13 protein-coding genes are annotated in these 17,162 nt (G+C 73.8%); 4 read left to right on the top strand and 9 right to left on the bottom strand.

Annotated elements, in window-relative coordinates:
• Positions 1-126 precede the first annotated feature (126 nt).
• The 3 genes from K4G22_RS03870 to K4G22_RS03880 are packed head-to-tail and all read right to left on the bottom strand — an operon-like array spanning position 127 to position 4,625.
• Entirely contained in the window at positions 127-2,238 is a 2,112-nt protein-coding gene (locus K4G22_RS03870) for a tetratricopeptide repeat protein (protein WP_425336775.1), read from the bottom strand.
• Positions 2,239-2,292: 54 nt separating this feature from the next.
• On the bottom strand, positions 2,293-2,937 hold the full coding sequence (locus K4G22_RS03875; RefSeq protein WP_228078251.1) for an NUDIX domain-containing protein: 645 nt from the start codon (positions 2,935-2,937) through the stop codon (positions 2,293-2,295).
• Positions 2,938-2,942: 5 nt separating this feature from the next.
• Complete coding sequence (locus tag K4G22_RS03880) at positions 2,943-4,625, bottom strand: CTP synthase (RefSeq protein WP_228078252.1); 1,683 nt, start codon at positions 4,623-4,625, stop codon at positions 2,943-2,945.
• 351 nt (positions 4,626-4,976) lie between these two features.
• On the opposite strand from K4G22_RS03880, the gene K4G22_RS03885 reads away from it, so the two are divergent.
• The 3 genes from K4G22_RS03885 to K4G22_RS03895 all read left to right on the top strand — a co-directional run bounded on the left by K4G22_RS03885 (position 4,977) and on the right by K4G22_RS03895 (position 8,589).
• On the top strand, positions 4,977-6,782 hold the full coding sequence (locus tag K4G22_RS03885) for a glycoside hydrolase family 15 protein (RefSeq protein ID WP_228078253.1): 1,806 nt from the start codon (positions 4,977-4,979) through the stop codon (positions 6,780-6,782).
• Positions 6,783-6,907: 125 nt separating this feature from the next.
• Positions 6,908-7,366: a MarR family winged helix-turn-helix transcriptional regulator gene (locus K4G22_RS03890; protein WP_228083937.1), complete on the top strand. Its 459-nt coding sequence runs from the start codon at positions 6,908-6,910 to the stop codon at positions 7,364-7,366.
• A 197-nt stretch (positions 7,367-7,563) separates the two neighbouring features.
• Entirely contained in the window at positions 7,564-8,589 is a 1,026-nt protein-coding gene (locus K4G22_RS03895) for a LacI family DNA-binding transcriptional regulator (RefSeq protein WP_228078254.1), read from the top strand.
• Between the two features lie 748 nt (positions 8,590-9,337).
• Here the strand turns inward: K4G22_RS03895 and K4G22_RS03900 are convergent.
• The 6 genes from K4G22_RS03900 to K4G22_RS03925 form a co-directional block, all read right to left on the bottom strand.
• The gene (locus tag K4G22_RS03900) at positions 9,338-10,465 is read right to left on the bottom strand and encodes a glycosyltransferase family 4 protein (RefSeq protein ID WP_228078255.1); all 1,128 of its coding nucleotides are present in this window, start codon (positions 10,463-10,465) and stop codon (positions 9,338-9,340) included.
• A 204-nt stretch (positions 10,466-10,669) separates the two neighbouring features.
• The gene (recN, locus tag K4G22_RS03905; protein WP_228078256.1) at positions 10,670-12,460 is read right to left on the bottom strand and encodes a DNA repair protein RecN; all 1,791 of its coding nucleotides are present in this window, start codon (positions 12,458-12,460) and stop codon (positions 10,670-10,672) included.
• A 41-nt stretch (positions 12,461-12,501) separates the two neighbouring features.
• On the bottom strand, positions 12,502-13,416 hold the full coding sequence (locus K4G22_RS03910) for an NAD kinase (RefSeq protein WP_228078257.1): 915 nt from the start codon (positions 13,414-13,416) through the stop codon (positions 12,502-12,504).
• Complete coding sequence (locus tag K4G22_RS03915) at positions 13,413-14,234, bottom strand: TlyA family RNA methyltransferase (RefSeq protein WP_228078258.1); 822 nt, start codon at positions 14,232-14,234, stop codon at positions 13,413-13,415. Before K4G22_RS03915 ends, K4G22_RS03910 begins: the two co-directional genes overlap by 4 nt.
• Before the next feature lie 8 nt (positions 14,235-14,242).
• On the bottom strand, positions 14,243-14,590 hold the full coding sequence (locus K4G22_RS03920) for a hypothetical protein (RefSeq protein WP_228078259.1): 348 nt from the start codon (positions 14,588-14,590) through the stop codon (positions 14,243-14,245).
• Between the two features lie 160 nt (positions 14,591-14,750).
• Positions 14,751-15,809 (bottom strand): HAD hydrolase-like protein, encoded by a 1,059-nt coding sequence (locus tag K4G22_RS03925; RefSeq protein ID WP_228078260.1) that lies wholly within the window; start codon positions 15,807-15,809, stop codon positions 14,751-14,753.
• Between the two features lie 43 nt (positions 15,810-15,852).
• Here K4G22_RS03925 and K4G22_RS03930 point away from each other — a divergent pair, with 43 nt between their 5' ends.
• A complete protein-coding gene (locus K4G22_RS03930; protein WP_228078261.1) occupies positions 15,853-17,145 on the top strand; it encodes a DUF1015 family protein in 1,293 nt (430 codons plus the stop codon).
• Positions 17,146-17,162: the final 17 nt, after the last annotated feature.

Here is a 17,162-nt window from a genome sequence, read left to right on the forward strand (position 1 = left end):
ACGGTCCTTGTGTCGCGAAACTGTGTCGCCAGGCGTGTGACAGAGCGGTGCCCCAGATCCCTGCCACAAGAGAGGTGCTCCGACCATTCTAAGCAAGGAGAGAACGCTGTCCACCCTTGCTTTCAGTCAATTATCCCCGTGCTTCGTCTGTGTTTCATAAGCGTGTCCCTCTGGGTAAGCAGAGGATTCCGCCTCCGGCACCGGCCGCTCCAGCACGGGACGAGGGGCGTTGAGCAGCGTCTGGGCCACCGCGCGGTGGACGGCCGCCCGCTCCGCGTGGCCGAGCCGTTCGGCGGCGTCCGCCAGGCGCAGCCGCAGCGCCGCCTGGAGTCGGCGGTCCCCCGTGCCGGCGGCCAGCCGCAGCGCCTCCTTCCCGGTGCGCTCGGACTCCTCGTACTGCCCCGCGTACTCCTGGACGCGGGCCGCCTCGGTGAGCGAACGCGCGTGCGCCTGGACGTCGCCCCGTCTGCGGTGCGCCGAGGCGGCGGCCCGCCAGGCGCGCAGCGCCTCGTCCAACTGGCCGTCATAGGCGAGCACGGCACCGATCCGGCCGTGCAGCCTGGCCTCGACGGCGAGATCGTCCCTCGCCTGGGCCAGCGCGACGGCCCGGCCGTACCAGTCGGCCGCCCGCTGCCAGTCGCCCAGCTCGGCGTAGGTGCCGCCGATGGACTCCAGGGTGCGGCCGACGGCCAGCGGGTCGGCGGCGTCCCCCTCCGCGCGGGCCTCCTCCAGCGCCGCCCGGTAGCGGGTCAGCGCCTGCGGCAGCCGCCCGGTGCGGGCGTCCAGATCCCCCAGGTTGAGCAGCGCGGCGGCCTTCTCCCTGGTCAGCCCGAGACGTGTCGCCACCCCCAGCACCAGCTCGTGCAGCTGGTACAGCTCGGGCGCCGCCTCGTCCGGGCCCCGGTGGGCGATCAGCGCGCGGGTCAGGGCCGCGATCAGCCGCCTGGCCAGGGTGTCCAACTCCCCGTCCGAGACGGCGACCCTGGCGGCGGCGAAGAGCGCGGGCAGCCGGGCGGCGAGCCAGCGGTCGGCGGCGGCCCGGCTCTCGAAGCGCAGGGAGCGCGGCAGCCCGGAGAGCCACTGCCTGGCCGGCGACCCCGACGGCTCGGTGGCCGCGTGGCAGGCACGCAGCAACCGCACCGTCCGCTCCAGCGTCCTGGCCCGCGCCAACAGCGCCTCCCCCGGCCGCTCCTGGGCCCGCAGCAGCGCGGCGAGCAGCGGGTCGAGGCAGCCGGGCACCCGGTACTGCGGGCCGGCTCCCGCGACGGGCGCCTCGTCCAGGGGGCGCAGCAGCCCGAACGCGCTGAAGTCGCTGAGCAGGGTGCTGGCCAGCCCGATCGGGCAGCCGGCCAGCGCGGCGGCGACATGGGCGTCGACCAGCCCGCCGGGGGCCAGCGTGAGCAGCCGCAGCAGCCGCGCCGCCGGCGTCGGCAGCGCGGCGTAGACCAGGCCGAACGCGCGGTGCAGCGGCAGGTCCGCCGGGTCGGCCGGACCGCTGTCGTGCAGCGGCAGGTGGTCGGCGCCGGCGGCGATGCCGCGGACGGCGTCGGCGAGGGTGTGTTCGGGGTGCAGGGTGAGCCAGCCGGCGGCCAGCACCAGGGCGGCCGGCAGATCGGCGCACAGCTCGGCGAGGCTGTCGGCGGCCCCCGGGTCGACGGTGCCACGGACGGGGCCGCCGCCGCGCGCCAGCAGCCGGATGGAGAGCGGACGTTCCAGGCCGCCAAGGACGCACGGGCGCACGTCGGGGACGCCGGTGAGCGGCCCGGCGGCGACGGCGAGCACCAGGCAGTCCCGGTTGTCGGGGACCAGCTCGGCCAGCTGCTCGGCGGTGGCGATGTCGTCCAGCAGCAGCACGGCCCGCCGCTCGGCGAGCGCCTCGCGCAGCAGATCGGACAGCTCGGCGTCGTCGCCTCCCGCCGGGGCGGGAGCCCCGAGCTGGGCGAGGAGTTCCCTGGCGGTGCGCGCGGTGGGCACCGGGGCGCCGCCCGGGTCGGTGAGCCGGGCGTGGCAGACGCCGTCCGGATACTCCCCGGACCCGGCCAGCGCGGCGGCGAGCCGCTCGGCCAGCGCGGTCCGCCCCGACCCAGGCCGGCCGGCGACGAGCAGGACCCGGCCGCGCGGCGCCGGCCGGCCGGCCAGGGTGTCGAGCCCCGCCTTCTCGATGTCGGCGCGCAGGGTGGCCAGCTCGCGGCGTCGGCCGAGGAAACCCCCGCCGTCGGTGACTGTCTGTTCCGTCACATCCGTCACGGGCCGAGCGTATGCCAACGCCCCGGGAGGCGAGGTCAGGACACGTCAGCCGGTGAACGGGCGGGCCGGCCAGGGAGCCTCGGCCGGACGGAGCCCGTCGAGGCCGTCCCCGGCGCCGGCCGCCTGGTAGGCCAGTACCCCGAGGGCCAGGCAGGTGTTGTGCAGCTCCCCCGCGAGCACCCCGCGCACCAGCTCGGCGACCGGCACCCGGGCGTGCCGCATGTCGGCCTCCTCGGCGAACACCTCGAAGCGTTCGCCCTCGGCGTCGGAGAGCCCGCGCGCGAGGAAGATCCGCACCGCCTCGTCGCTGCCGCCCGGCGAGGTGTAGACGTCGGTCAGCACCCGCCAGTCGTCCGCCTTGACATGGGCCTCCTCGTACAGCTCCCGCTGGGCGGCGTGCAGCGGGTTCTCGCCCGGGACGTCGAGCAGGCCGGCGGGGATCTCCCACAGCTTGTGGCGCACCGGGTGCCGGTACTGCTCGATGACGACCGCCCGGCCGTGCTCGTCCAGCGCGAGCACCGCGACCGAGCCGGGGTGGACCTGGTAGTCGCGGTGCACGCTGCCGCCGTCCGGCAGCGTGACCTGGTCGGTGCGGACACTGGTCTTGTTTCCGGTGAACGGGGTCTCGGTGGCCGTGACGGGCCACCGCGCCGGGGAGTCGACGACGCGTTCCGGGGACTGTTGGGTCATGCCCCTCAGTTTCCCCCGGGCGCCTCGCCCGTGGTGGAGCGGCCCTCCGCGATCCGGCGCACCGCGGCGCCGACCAGGCCGGCGAAGAGCGGATGCGGCCTGGTGGGCCGGGAGCGCAGCTCCGGATGCGCCTGGGTGGCGACCAGGTACGGGTGGGTCTCGCGCGGGTACTCGACGAACTCGACCAGCCGGTTGTCCGGCGAGGTGCCGGAGAAGACCAGGCCCGCCTTCTTCTCCAGCTCGGCCCGGTAGGTGTTGTTCACCTCGTAGCGGTGCCGGTGCCGTTCCTCGACATACGCCTCGCCGGCGTAGGCCTCGCGCACCACGGAGCCCTCGGCGAGCTTGGCCGGGTAGAGGCCCAGCCGCATGGTGCCGCCCATGTCGCCCTCGCCGGCCACGATGTCCAGCTGCTCGTCCATGGTGGAGATCACCGGATGCGCCGTGGCCTGGTCGAACTCCGTGGAGTTGGCGTCGGGGATGTCGGCCAGGTTCCTGGCCGCCTCGATGACCACGCACTGGAGGCCGAGACAGAGGCCGAGCAGCGGGATGCCCCGCTCCCTGGCGTAGGTGATCGCGGCGATCTTGCCGTCCACGCCCCGGTCGCCGAAGCCGCCGGGGATACAGATGGCGTCGCAGTCACCCAACTGCCGGGCGGCGCCGCCGGGCGGGCGGCAGTCGTCCGAGGTGATCCACTTGATGGTGACCCTGGCGTTGTTGGCGAAGCCGCCGGCGCGCAGCGCCTCGGTGACCGAGAGGTAGGCGTCGGGCAGGTCGATGTACTTGCCGACCAGGCCGACGGTGACCTCGTGCTCGGGGTGGTGCACCCGGCCCAGCAGGTCGTTCCACTGGGTCCAGTCCACGTCCCGGAACGGCAGGTCCAGCCGGCGGACCACATAGGCGTCCAGACCGCCGGCGTGCAGCACCGGGGGGATGTCGTAGATGGACTTGGCGTCGATGGCGGCCACCACGGCGGCCTCCTCGACATCGCACATCAGCGAGATCTTCCGCTTGATGGCGGTGGGCACCTCGCGGTCGGCGCGCAGCACGATGGCGTCCGGCTGGATGCCGATGCTCCGCAGCGCGGACACCGAGTGCTGGGTGGGCTTGGTCTTCAGCTCACCCGAGGGGCCGATGTAGGGCAGCAGCGAGATATGCACCACGAAGACGTTGTCCCTGCCGACCTCGTGCCGCACCTGACGCACGGCCTCCAGGAACGGGAGCGACTCGATGTCGCCGACGGTGCCACCGACCTCGGTGATCACCACGTCGACGTCGTCGGTGGCCATCCGCCGGATGCGGTGCTTGATCTCGTTGGTGATGTGCGGGATGACCTGCACCGTGTCGCCGAGGTACTCGCCGCGCCGCTCCTTGGCGATCACGGTGGAGTAGATCTGCCCGGTGGTGACGTTGGCGCTGCCGTCGAGGTCGACGTCGAGGAACCGCTCGTAGTGCCCGACGTCCAGATCGGTCTCGGCGCCGTCGTTGGTGACGAACACCTCGCCGTGCTGGAACGGGTTCATCGTGCCGGGGTCGACGTTGAGGTAGGGATCGAGCTTCTGCATGGTGACGCGCAGGCCACGCGCCTTGAGGAGGGCTCCCAGGCTGGAAGCCGTGAGCCCCTTGCCGAGCGAGGAGGCGACCCCGCCGGTGACGAAGATGTGCTTGGTCGTCGTGGTGCTGGGCGGCATGGCCAAATCAGGGCTCCCGTGGTCGCGAGGTCGGATACGCGAAGGCCCCACGCGGTTCGCTGCCGGGGTGCCGTCGTTGGTGTTCGAAGGTCTGTCGCTGCCTCCGGTCCACGGGCTACCAGGGTAACAGCGGACGGACGGGGCACAGCGCCCGAGGACCTCTACCGGACGAGTATCGGACGAATCGATATGTGCTGACGAATGCCAACAAGGGCACCCGGGCCACAGGACGGGTTCGCCACGTGTCCAGCGGAACGCCGAACGGCGTCGTATCCTGCCTGGACGCCGGAATGGGCGAGGAAATTCCGCACGTCCCACGGGGGGCGGAGCGCTGTTCGACTGGAGTGGCAAGTGGCCGGGCGCATCGAGGACTACGCACTGGTCGGCGACATGCAGACCGCCGCGCTCATCTGTCGGGACGGGACGGCCGACTGGCTGTGTCTCCCGCGTTTCGACTCCCATGCCGTCTTTGCCGGGCTGCTCGGCACGGAGGAGCACGGGTTCTGGCGGGTGGGGCCGGCGCATGGCAGGGACATGCCGCCGCCGCCCGCCAACCGTCGCCGCTATGTCGGGGACTCCCTGATCCTTGAGTCCGAGTGGGACACCCCCAGAGGCACCGTGCGGGTGACGGACTTCATGCCGCCGCGCGGCGTGGACGCGCCGCAGCTCGTGCGGATCGTCGAGGGCGTCAGCGGACGGGTGCCGATGCGTTCGGCGCTGCGGATGCGGTTCTCGTACGGCTGGGTGGTGCCGTGGGTGCACAAGGTGGACGACCGGACGGTCGCCGTCTCGGGGCCCGACTCGGTCTGGCTGGACACCACCGCCGACACCTACGGCAAGGACCTCACCACCTACTCGGACTTCACCGTCGCCCAGGGCGACCGGGTGGCGTTCACCATCAGCTGGCAGCCCTCGCACAAGGGGCCGCCGCCGGTGGCCAACCCGGCGGAGACGCTGGCCGCCACCGAGGAGTTCTGGCGCGAGTGGGTCGCCCAGTGCACCTACCACGGGCCCTACCGGGAGGCCGTGATGCGCTCCCTGATCACCCTCAAGGCGCTGACCTACGCGCCGACCGGGGCCGTGGTGGCGGCGCCGACCACCTCGCTGCCCGAGGAGATCGGCGGCTCCCGGAACTGGGACTACCGCTTCACCTGGCTGCGGGACGCGGCCATGACGCTCTCCTCGCTGCTGCGCACCGGCTACCACGACGAGGCCAGGGCCTGGCGCGAGTGGCTGCTGCGCGCGGTCGCCGGCGACCCGGAGAACCTCCAGATCATGTACGGCATCGGCGGTGAGCGCGAGCTGGCCGAGGCCGAGCTCAGCTGGCTGCCCGGCTATGAGAACTCGCAGCCGGTCCGGGTGGGCAACGGCGCCGCCGGCCAGCTCCAGCTGGACGTCTACGGCGAGGTCACCGAGGCGCTGCACCTGGCCCATATGACGGGCCTCTCCCGCAACGACCACGCGAACCTGCTCCAGCTCAAGCTGATCCGCTATCTGGAGGACCACTGGGACGAGCCGGACGAGGGCATCTGGGAGGTGCGCGGTCCGCGCCGGCACTTCGTGCACTCCAAGGTGATGGCCTGGGTGGCGGTGGACCGCACGGTCAAGCTGATCGAGTCGGGCGAGGTCGACGGCCCGCTGGAGCGGTGGCGCGAGCTGCGGGACGAGATCCACCGCACGGTCTGCGAGCACGGCTACGACGCGGAGCGGAACACGTTCACCCAGTCGTACGGCTCCAAGGAGCTGGACGCCTCGCTGCTGCTGATCCCGCAGATGGGCTTTCTGCCGCCCGACGACAAGCGGGTGATAGGCACCATCGAGGCCATCCAGCGGGAGCTGTCCACCCTGGACGGGTTCATCCTGCGCTATCCGACGTCGGGCGACCAGGCGGGCGTGGACGGTCTGGAGGGCGACGAGGGCGCGTTCCTCGCTTGCTCGTTCTGGATGGCGGACGATCTGGCGATGATCGGCCGGGTGGACGAGGCGCGCAAGCTGTTCGAGAAGCTGCTGGCGCTCCGCAACGACCTGGGGCTGCTGGCGGAGGAGTGGGATCCGCGCCGGATGCGCCAGGTGGGGAACTTCCCGCAGGCGTTCAGCCATGTGCCGCTGATCGACACGGCGCTCAGGTTGACCGCCTCAGGCGCTTTCGGCGGCTGAGTATCCGGGCCCGTGGCGGTTGGACTCCCTTGCGGAACAACCGTCGCGGGCCGGTTAATTCGTCTCACGAACATACGTCGTTCCGGTGTTAGCCTGACCGGGTGGAAAAGCGCGAAGAGGGCCAACTGGGGCTGGTGCCCGCCCTGGTCCGCTCCACGTTCTTGGTCAACACGGCGTATGCGGAGTCCAGTCGGGAGTTCGGCCTCACCCCGCAGCAGGGGCAGCTCCTGTGCGTGCTGATGGCGCGGCCCTACGGCATGAGGGAGTTGGGCAGCGCGTTGGGGCTCGCCAAGTCCAGCCTCACCGGCCTTGTCGACCGCACCGAGCGCAACGGGCTGGTGCGGCGTCAGCCGGATCCGCGTGACTCCCGCGCGGTGCGGGTCGCGCTCACCGCCAGGGGCAGCGACCTGGTCGAGCGGTTCTACGCCGAGACCTGCCGGCGGGTCGAACGACTGTCGTCCGGGCTGAGCCCCGCCGAGCGCGGCGTGCTCGCCGGGCTGCTCGGCCGGATCGTGCTGGACAACAAGGCCCCCGTGGTCTTCCTCGAACTGGACGAGGACCGTTCCACCACCCCCGCTCCCTGAGACGCGGCCACCATCTACAGTTCGTGACACGAACCATAGCCATTCGTGACACGAACTTCCATGCGAGCCTTGCCTGTCGGGGCGGGGAGACGCCGACAAAGCGCGCTTTTCCGGACGAGTGAGAGCGCTCTCATGTCACGACCCTGCCCACTGTCGTCGCTTGCCTGTACGGTCGGGGTGTCACGAACAAGAGGGATGTGAAGGTGTCCGCTGCCCACCCCACGTTGGAGGCCGTGGCGGCCCACGCCGGAGTCTCCCGCGCGACCGTCTCACGGGTCGTCAACGAAACCCCCGGCGTCCGCCCGGAGTTGCGTGAGCGCGTCAAACGCTCGGTGGCCGAGCTCGGCTATGTGCCCAACAGCGCGGCCCGCAGCCTGGTCACCCGTCGGACCGGCGCGGTCGCCGTGGTGATCGCCGAGCCGGAGACGCGGGTCTTCGCCGACCCGTTCTTCGCCCGCCAACTACGCGGGATCAGCCGGGAGTTGTCGGCGAACAACCTGCAACTGCTGCTGATGCTGCTGGAGCAGGACGCGGACTACGAGCGGGTGGCCCGCTATCTGGCCGGCGGCCATGTGGACGGCACGCTGATGTTCTCGCTGCACACGGACGATCCGTTGCGCGGCATCGCCTCCGCCTCCGGGCTGCCCACCGTCTTCGGCGGTCGCCCCTGGTGGCCGGGCTGGGAGGACGACGACTCCGTGCTCTATGTCGACACGGACAACCGGGACGGCGCCCGGCAGGCGGTGCGGCATCTGCTCTCGCTGGGCCGCCGGCGGATCGCGGTGATCAGCGGTCCGCTCGACCAGACCTCGGCGGTGGACCGACTGGCCGGCTACTGCGACGCGCTGGGCGTGGAGCGGCCGGCGCCCGAGCTGCTGGCCCACGGGGACTTCACGGTCGAGGGCGGCATGGCGGCGATGGCCGAGCTGATCCGCCGCTCCCCCGCCCCGGACGCCGTCTTCGCGGGCAACGACCTGATGGCCACGGGGGCGCTACGCGCGCTGCGCGCCGAGGGGCTGCGGGTCCCCGAGGACGTGGCGGTGGTGGGCTATGACGATCTGGAGCCGGCCACCTGGTCGGACCCGCCGCTGACCACGGTCCGCCAGGATGTCGCCCGGATGGGCGAGATCATGGCCGCGGTCCTCCTGGAGCGCCTCAACTCCCCCGCCGTGCCCGAGCCGGTGATCATGCCGGTGCATCTGGTGGTGCGCGCCTCCGCGTAGCCCGTGCCCGGGCGCGGCCGGCCGCGGCAGTCCCAACGCCGCGTGTGGCGGGTTCCCCGCCGTCCCACCCTGGTGGCCCCGGAGATCCGGGGCGACGTGTTCGTGTCACGCGGCGCCGTGACCCTGGCCCGGCCGGTGCCGAGTCGCGACCGATGTCGAGCACCGCGTGTTCGAGGACGGCCAGGGACAGGGCCACTGGCTCCGTTCCGCCGCCGGCCGGCGGCGGCGCTGGTGGGCCCGGCGCCCGAGGGCAGCTCGCCGTGCGTGCTGACCGTGAGCATCCGGCGGAGGCACTCGTCCAACTCCTCGCGCCCGAGGTGCCCTTCGGGCCCACGGTCACCTCCGCACCCGGTACCGCCTGGCCGGCGGTCGCCCACCACGGGCCGGGCCCGGCCGTCAGACGGCGACAGCCGCTCCCCACGCCATGCCCGCAGCCGCCCGGCCACCGGCGGCCACGCCCCACCACCAACAGCCGTCGCCCACGGCCACCGGCGGTCGCACCCCACCCCCAACGAGCACCGGCCAGACCGAGCGGCCAACGCCCAACCGCCAAGGGACAACGGCCAGCCCCTGCGGCCAACGGCCGACGACCGGTGGCCAGCTCCAACGACCAACGACCAACCGTCACCGGCCAGCCGTCGGTGGTCAGACGCAGGGGCGAACCGGCCCGCCCGGTGGGCAGGCGTTCGTGGTCGTGCCCAACCGCCCGACGCCCGGCGGCCGGTGGTTCAGGCAAAGTGCCCAGCGTTCAGCGGGCGGACGTCAGTTCGTCGTAGACGCTGAGGACCTGGGCGACGGTGGTGTCCTCGGTGGGCCAGGTGCGGGCGCGGGCCGGGCCGGCCTCGGCCAACGTGGCGCGCCGGGCCGGGTCGTCCAGCAGCGCGTTCACCGCCGAGCCGAGCGCGGCCGGCTTGCCGTAGGGGACCAACGCCGCGGCGCCGCCCACCACTTCGGGCACGCCGCCCACCGCGGTCGCGACCAGCGGAACGCCGCGCCGCAGCGCGTCGTCCACCAGCGGCGCCCGGCCGGCCCACCGCGCCGCCAGGACGGCCAGGTCGGCGACGGGCAGCAGCTCGGTGGCTTCCTCGCCCGGCGCGAGCAGCCACACGGGCAGCCGCTGCCTGGCGATGCGGCGGCGGATCACGGCCCGCTCGGGGCCCTCCCCCGCGATGACGAGCAGGGGTTGCGGACGCCGGTCGAGCCAGTAGCGGGAGGCGCTGAGCAGCAGGTCGAGGCCCGGATCCCGGCCGAAACCGGCCGAGGCGACCAGCAACGGCCGGTCAAGCGCGCCCAGGTCGGCGCGGAGCTTCTCGCGGTGCGGCTCGGCGAGGCGTTCCCCGCCGGCGGGACGCCGGGGCGCGGAGAGCGCGACGGGCGCCAGGCGCGCGTCACGCGCGCCCCGTTGACGCGCCCGATCCACCAGGTCGGAGGTGGCGCCGAGCACCACGGTGGCCGCGCCGACCACCAACCGCTCGGTCAGTTTGCGCAGTTGGGCGCCGGGCCCGTGGGTGGCCGAGCGGGCGTGCCAGGTGACCACCAGGGGAACGCGCCGGCCGCGGAGCGCCAGTGCCGCCAGCAGGCCGGCGCGTATGCCGTGGGCGTGCACCAGATCGGCGTCGGCGCAGGCCAGCCGCAACACGCGGGCCGCGGCGACGGCGGAGTGGGTCGGTACGGGCACGAAGCGGGCGCCGGCTGCGACGAAGCCGTACCGCCCCTCGGCGGAGCCGGCCGCGCAGGCGGTGACCCGCAGCCCGCGCGCGGCCAGGCCGGCGGAGAGGGAACGCACATGGCTGCCGGTCCCCACGCTGCCGCTGCCCAGGAGTTGCACCACGTGCAAGGGCGCGCCTCGGCGCGGCGGTGGGGGGGTGCTGCTCACGGCAACCTCTCGTTCGCTGGTCTGCGGTGGCGATGCCTCTCGGCATCGTCGCTGCCGCCGGGCCGTGCCGCCGCTCCCCCAGCGTACGTCGTCGCGCACAGCGACCTCCCGCTGGCGGGGAGTGGCAACGGACACCAGGATGCCAGCCATCACCCGGATCGCGGTAGCGTCCGCCACCCGCACGGGCTAGGGCGGGGCCGGCGGTCAGCGCCCCCGCTCGCGCAGTTGCGCCGCGGCGGTCGCCAACAGCTCCTCGGCGTGCGCGCGGGCCAGTTCGGAGTCCTCCTGACCGGCGAGCATCCGGGAGAGTTCCCGCACGCGTCCCTCACCGTGCACCGAGCGGACCCCGGAGCTGGTCACCGTGCCGTCGTGGGTCTTCTCCACCACGAGGTGCCGGTCGGCGAAGGCGGCGACCTGCGGCAGGTGGGTGACCACCACCACCTGGGCCGCGTCGGCGAGTCGGGCCAGCCGGCGGCCGACCTCGACGGCCGCCTTGCCGCCGACGCCGGCGTCGACCTCGTCGAAGAGGTACGTGGGGACGGGGGCGACATCGGCGAAGACCACCTCGACGGCGAGCATCACCCGGGAGAGTTCGCCGCCGGAGGCGCCCTTCGCGATGGGCCTCGGCTGGGCGCCGGGGTGCGGGGCCAGCAGCAGCTCGACCTCGTCGGCGCCGTGCGGGCCGAAGTGGACCGGACGGCCGTGGAGTTCGATGACGTCGTCGGCCGTCTCGGGGCCGCCGGCCGCCTCGGTCTGGCGGAGGGCGACCTGGACGCGGGCGTGCGGCATGGCGAGTTGGGCGAGCTCCTCGGTCACCGCGTCGGCGAACCGCTTGGCGGCCTGGGCCCTGGCCTCGCTCAGGGCCAGGGCGAGCTCGGTCAACCGGTGGCGCAGGTTGTCGCGTTCGGCGGTCAGCTCGCCGATGCGGTCGTCGTCGCCCTCCAGCTCGGCGACCCTGGCGGCGCTCGTCTCCGCCCAGCTCAGCACCGCGCCGGCGCCGTCGGCGGAGCCGTCGCCGTACTTGCGGATCAGGTGGCCCAGCGTGGCGCGGCGCTCCTCGACGGCGGCCAACCGGCGGGGGTCGGCCTCCAGGCCGTCGCCGTAGCCGGCGAGTTCGCCGGCCGCGTCGGAGAGCAGGATGCCGACCTCGCCGAGCCGGTCGGCCAGTTCGGCGAGGGAGCGGTCGTGGGCTCGGACCGCCTCCAGCGCCCGGTGCGCACCACCCACGAGGGTGACGGCGTCCAGGCTCTCGGGGTCGGCCGGATCGCCGGCCAGCGCGCCATGGGCCTGGGCGGCGGCGCCGGCCAGGGCCTCGACATGGCCGAGCCGCTCGGCCTCGGCCGCCAGTTCGGCGTCCTCGCCCTGACGCGGCTCGGCGGCGCTGATCTCGTCGAGGCCGTAGCGCAGCAGGTCGGCCTCCTGGGCGCGCTCCCTGGCGCGGGTGGTGAGCTCGGCCAGTTCGCCGGCGACGGAGCGCAGCCGTTGGTAGGTCTGCTGGTAGTCGACGAGCGGCTCGGCGACGGGCTCCCCCGCGTAGCGGTCCAGGGCCTCCCGCTGCCGGGCCGGCCGCAGCAGCCCCTGCTGGTCGGTCTGGCCGTGCACGGCGACGAGGTCCTCGCCGAGTTCGGCGAGCAGTCCCGCCGGGACGGTCCGGCCGCCGACATGCGCGCGGGAGCGGCCCTCGGCGGAGATGGTGCGGCTGATCAACAGCGCCCCTTCGTCGAGCTCGGCGCCCGCCTCCTCGGCCCGGCGGGCCGCTGGCCCACCCGCGGGGACGTGGAGCCGGCCCTCCACCACGGCGGACGAGGCGCCGATCCGCACATAGGCGGCGTCGGCCCGGCCGCCGAGCAGCAGACCGAGACTCGTCACCACCATGGTCTTGCCCGCTCCGGTCTCACCCGTGACCGCGGTGAATCCGGAGGACAGCTCGACCACGGCGTCGTCGATCACGCCAAGACCCTTGATCCGCATTTCCTCCAACACGGATACGACCATACGAGGTTAACCGGGCCCCTGGCGACGACGGGGTCCGAACATCAGTGCGGAGCGCCGCGCCAGCCGGCGACCGGCAGGGCGAACTTGGCGACCAACCGGTCGGTGAACGGAGCCTTGTGCAGGCGCGCGAGACGCACCGGGACCGCACCTCGCCGCACCTCGATCCTGGTGCCGGCCGGCAGGTCGAAGCTGCGGCGCCCGTCACACCACAGCACCCCGGGGAAGGTGTGCGCCCCCACCTCCACGGCCAGCACCGAGTCGGGCGCGGTGACCAGCGGCTTGGCGAACAGCGTGTGCGCCGAGATCGGCACCATCAGCAGCGCCTCCACCTCCGGCCACACCACGGGACCGCCGGCGGAGAAGGCGTAGGCGGTCGAGCCGGTCGGGGTCGCGCACACCACGCCGTCCCCGCCGAAGCCGGACACCGGACGGCCGTCGACCTCGATCACCATCTCAAGCAGCCGCTCCCTGGCCGCCTTCTCCACGGCGGCCTCGTTGAGCGCCCAGTCCGCGTGCAGCAGATCGCCGTCGGCGTAGACGGAGACGTCCAGCGTCATCCGCTCCTCCACCTCGTAGGCGCGCGCCACCACCCGGTCCACCAGGTGTTCCAGATCGTCCCGCTCGGCCTCGGCGAGGAAGCCGATGCGGCCCAGGTTCACCCCCAGCATCGGCACCCCGGACGCCCGTGCGAACTCGGCGCCGCGCAGCAGCGTGCCGTCCCCGCCGAGGACCACCAGCAGCTCGCAGCCGTCCAGCACCCGACCCTCGCGGTCGGCCCTGGCGATCCGCTCGACCTCGACCGGCAGCGCCAGGTCGTCGGCCTCGTCGGCCAGCACCCGGACCCCGATGTGGTGGGAGAGCAGCCCGGCGACGACGCGTTCGGCGCTGCGGACGGCGGCTGGCCGCCCGGTGTGGGCGAGCAGGAACACGGTGCGTGGCTCTGGGGTACTGGTCACTGTGGGCCTTCCGACACGGCACGGTGGACGTCGGCCGGATCCAGCGCGGGTGCCCTGGCACGCAGCCAAAGGAAGTATTCAACATTGCCCGAGGGGCCAGGAAGTGGGCTCGCGACGATGCCGAGGACCCCGAGGCCCAGCTCGGCGGCACGCACCGCGACCCCGGTCACGGCCTCCTCCCGCAGCGCCGCCGAACGCACCACGCCGCCGCTGCCCAACCGCTCGCGGCCGACCTCGAACTGTGGCTTGACCATCACCACCAGATCGGCGTCAGGCTCGGCGCAGCGCACCAACGCCGGCAGCACGAGCCCCAGCGGAATGAACGACAGATCCCCGACGACCAGACCGACCGTCCGCCCGTCGATGGCCTCCGGCGTCAACTCCCGTACGTTGGTACGGTCCTTGACGGTGACCCGGTCGTCGGCCCGCAGCGACCAGGCGAGTTGGCCGTAGCCGACGTCGACGGCGATCACCCCGGCCGCGCCGGCCCGCAGCAGCACATCGGTGAAGCCGCCCGTGGAGGCGCCGGCGTCCAGCGCCAGCCGGCCGGCGACCCGCAGCCCTCGGGGGGTGAACGCGGCCAGCGCGCCGGCCAGTTTGTGGCCACCGCGCGAGACGTACTCCGGATCCCCGTCGTCCTCGCGCACCACCAGCGCGGCGCTGGTGGCGACCTGGGTGGCGGGCTTGCCGGCGACCGAGCCGTTGACGGTCACCCGGCCGGCCTCGATCAGGGTTCTGGCGTGGTCGCGGGAACGGGCCAGTCTGCGGCGCACCAGTTCCGCGTCGAGCCGGGCGAGCCGTCGCTGTGTCGCTGCCACGGGGGCGTTCAGCTCCTGGAGGGGTGGGGGGCTCGCGGCACGGGCGGCCCGGTGGGCTGGTCGAGCGCGGCCAACGTCTGCCGCAGCCCTTCGTGCACATCCTCGTACACCTCCGGATGCCCGCCGACACCGAGTCGGTCCACATCGGCCAGCCGCGCCAGCACGGCGTCCACCGGGCCGTGCCCGGTGGCGCGCACCGGCACGCCCAGTGGCGCCGGCCCCTCCTCGGCGGCGGCGTCCGCCGGCTCGGCCTCGCGAGGCGGCGCGGGGCGGGCGGCGGGGACGGCGGCGTCGGTCGCCGGTGCGGGCTCGACGGGCTCGTGCTCTGCGGACTCTGCGGGCTGCGCGGGGTGCATGGCACCGACGCTACCGGGTGCCCGTCCCAGCCACCGGACACACCCGCCGCGCGCCGCCGAGCGGCCCGGCGGCCGGCGCCAACGCGCCGCGCCCCGGGCCGTGTTGGATCACGATGAGCGTCAGAGAGCTGCCATGGGATTCGGCTGGCTTCCTCGCGCCTCAGAGGCCGAGCGCGCCGAGCGCCCCGGCCGCCCACGAGCGGTCGTCGACGCCGCCAGCCGTCCAGACCGCCGCGCAGAGCGCGCGCAGCCCGTCCAGCGGATCGCCGCCCTCCGCGCCCTCCACCGCGCGCACCTCCGGACGGCCGTCGGGGCCCGCCGTCGCCAGCCAGCCGCCGCAGCGGAAGCCGTCGCCGGCCGGCAGCACCTCGGGATGCGGCGTCAACAGCCCGCGCAGATCGGCCGCCAGATAGGTCGGCCGGTGCTCGGGCACGGCGGTCAGCAGCGTCGCCGGATCGGTCACCCCGGTGAACACCAACAGCGAGTCCACGTCGCCGGCCTGGGCACCCTCGATATCCGTGTCGAGCCGGTCCCCCACCACCAGGGGGCGCCGCGCGCCGGTGCGCAGGATCGTCTCCCGGTGCATCGGCGGCAGCGGCTTGCCCGCGACCACCGGGTCCTTGGTGTGCCCGGTCGCGATCCGCACCACCTCGACGGCCGCCCCGTTCCCGGGCGCGATGCCCCGTCCGCTGGGGATGGTGAGGTCCGTGTTGGACGCGAACCACGGCACGCCCCGGTTGACCGCGAGCGCGGCCTCGGTGAGCACCCCCCAGGGCAGTTCGGGACCGCCGTAGCCCTGCACCACGGCCGCCGGCTCGTCCTCGGCCGAGTCAACGGGCGTGAGCCCGCGTTCGGTCAGCGCCACCCGCAGGCCCACGCCCCCGGCGCACAACACCGGCGCGCCAGCCGGCACCCGCTCGGCGATCAGCCGGGCGACCGCCTGCGCCGAGGTCACCACCTCGTCCGCCGTGGCCGGCACGCCGAGTTCGGTCAGATGTTCGGCGACGGTCTCCGGGGTGCGGGCCGCGTTGTTGGTGACATAGGCGAGCCGCATGCCACCGCCCCGCGCGACGCGCAGCGCGTCCACCGCGTGCGGAACGGCGACGCCGCCCGCGTAGACCACACCGTCCAGGTCCAGCAGCGCGGTGTCGTATGCCTCGCTCAACGCCTGGGCGGAGCCTGCCGGACGGGTCCGTGGGAGTTCTGTCGAATCAGCCATCGCCCCGATCATCCCGCACCCCGTTCGGGCTTACCATGCCAGGATGCATGTCGCGGGCCTCACCCTCGCCCCGTTCCACGCCGTACGCTACCAACCACGTCGCGTCGCCGACCTGGCCGCCGTCACCTCACCCCCGTATGACGTCGTGGTCAAGCCGGACGGACTGCACCGCCTGGAGACCGCCGAACCCCACAACGTGGTGCGGCTGATCCTGCCCAAGGGCTCCGACCACCGCGCCGCGGCCCGGCGGCTGCGCCACTGGCGCGCCTCCGGCGTGCTGACGGCCGATCCCCTCCCCGGCCTCTATGTGTACGAACAGCGCCGGGGCCCGGACACCGTGCTCCAGCGCGGCCTCCTCGGCTCGCTCGCGCTGACCCCGCCCGAGGCCGGCCTGGTGCTGCCGCACGAGGACGTGATGCCCGAGGTGGTGGCCGAACGCGCGGCCCTGACACGGGCCACGGCCGCGAACCTCGAACCGCTGCTCCTCTCCTACCGGGGCGATCCCGAAGGGCCGGCCGCCCGCGCCGTCGACGCGGCGACCGAGGGCGAACCGCTGCTCGCGACCACCACGCCCAACGGCATCGAACACCGCGTCTGGGCCATCCACGACCCCGCCCGACAGGCGTCGATCAACGCGGAGTTGGCCCGCCACCGGGCCCTGATCGCGGACGGCCACCACCGGTGGGCCACCGCCAGGCGCCTCAACGACGAGCACCACGGGAACCCGCCGTGGGACCGCACCCTGGTCCTGCTCGTCGACACGGCGCGCTTCCCGCTGCGGGTGCAGGCGATCCACCGGGTGCTGCCCTGGCTGCCGCCGGCCGCCGCTCTCGACCGTCTCGCGGACGCCTTCCGGGTCCGCCCGCTCCGTTCCACGCGACTGCCCGAGGCCCTGGAGGTGTTGCGGGACGCCGCGGGCCCCGCCCTCCTTCTCGCCGGCGGGGACGAGGGCGCGTTCCATCTTCTCGACCGCCCCGCCCCCGAGTTGCTGGAGCGCACCGTGCGCCACGACCGGCCACCGCTCTGGCGCGGCCTGGACGCCACCGTCCTGCACGCCGCCCTGCTGAACCGCCTCTGGACGCCCCGCCCCGGGGACATCGGCCCCACCAACCCCCGCTATCTCCACGACGCCCCGAGCGCCGTCGCCCAGGCCCGGCAGTCGGGCGGCAGCGCCGTGCTGCTCCGCCCGGTCGCCGAGACGACGGTCCGTCAACTCGCCGAGGCCGGCGTGACCATGCCGCAGAAGTCCACCTCGTTCGGGCCCAAACCGGCCAGTGGCCTGGTGCTCCGCGATCTGTCGGACGAGACCGAAGGCCCGATTGCCGACCAAACTTAGGCTAGGCTAACCTCACT

This window comes from Streptomyces profundus (genome assembly GCF_020740535.1).
GTDB lineage: Bacteria > Actinomycetota > Actinomycetes > Streptomycetales > Streptomycetaceae > Streptomyces > Streptomyces profundus.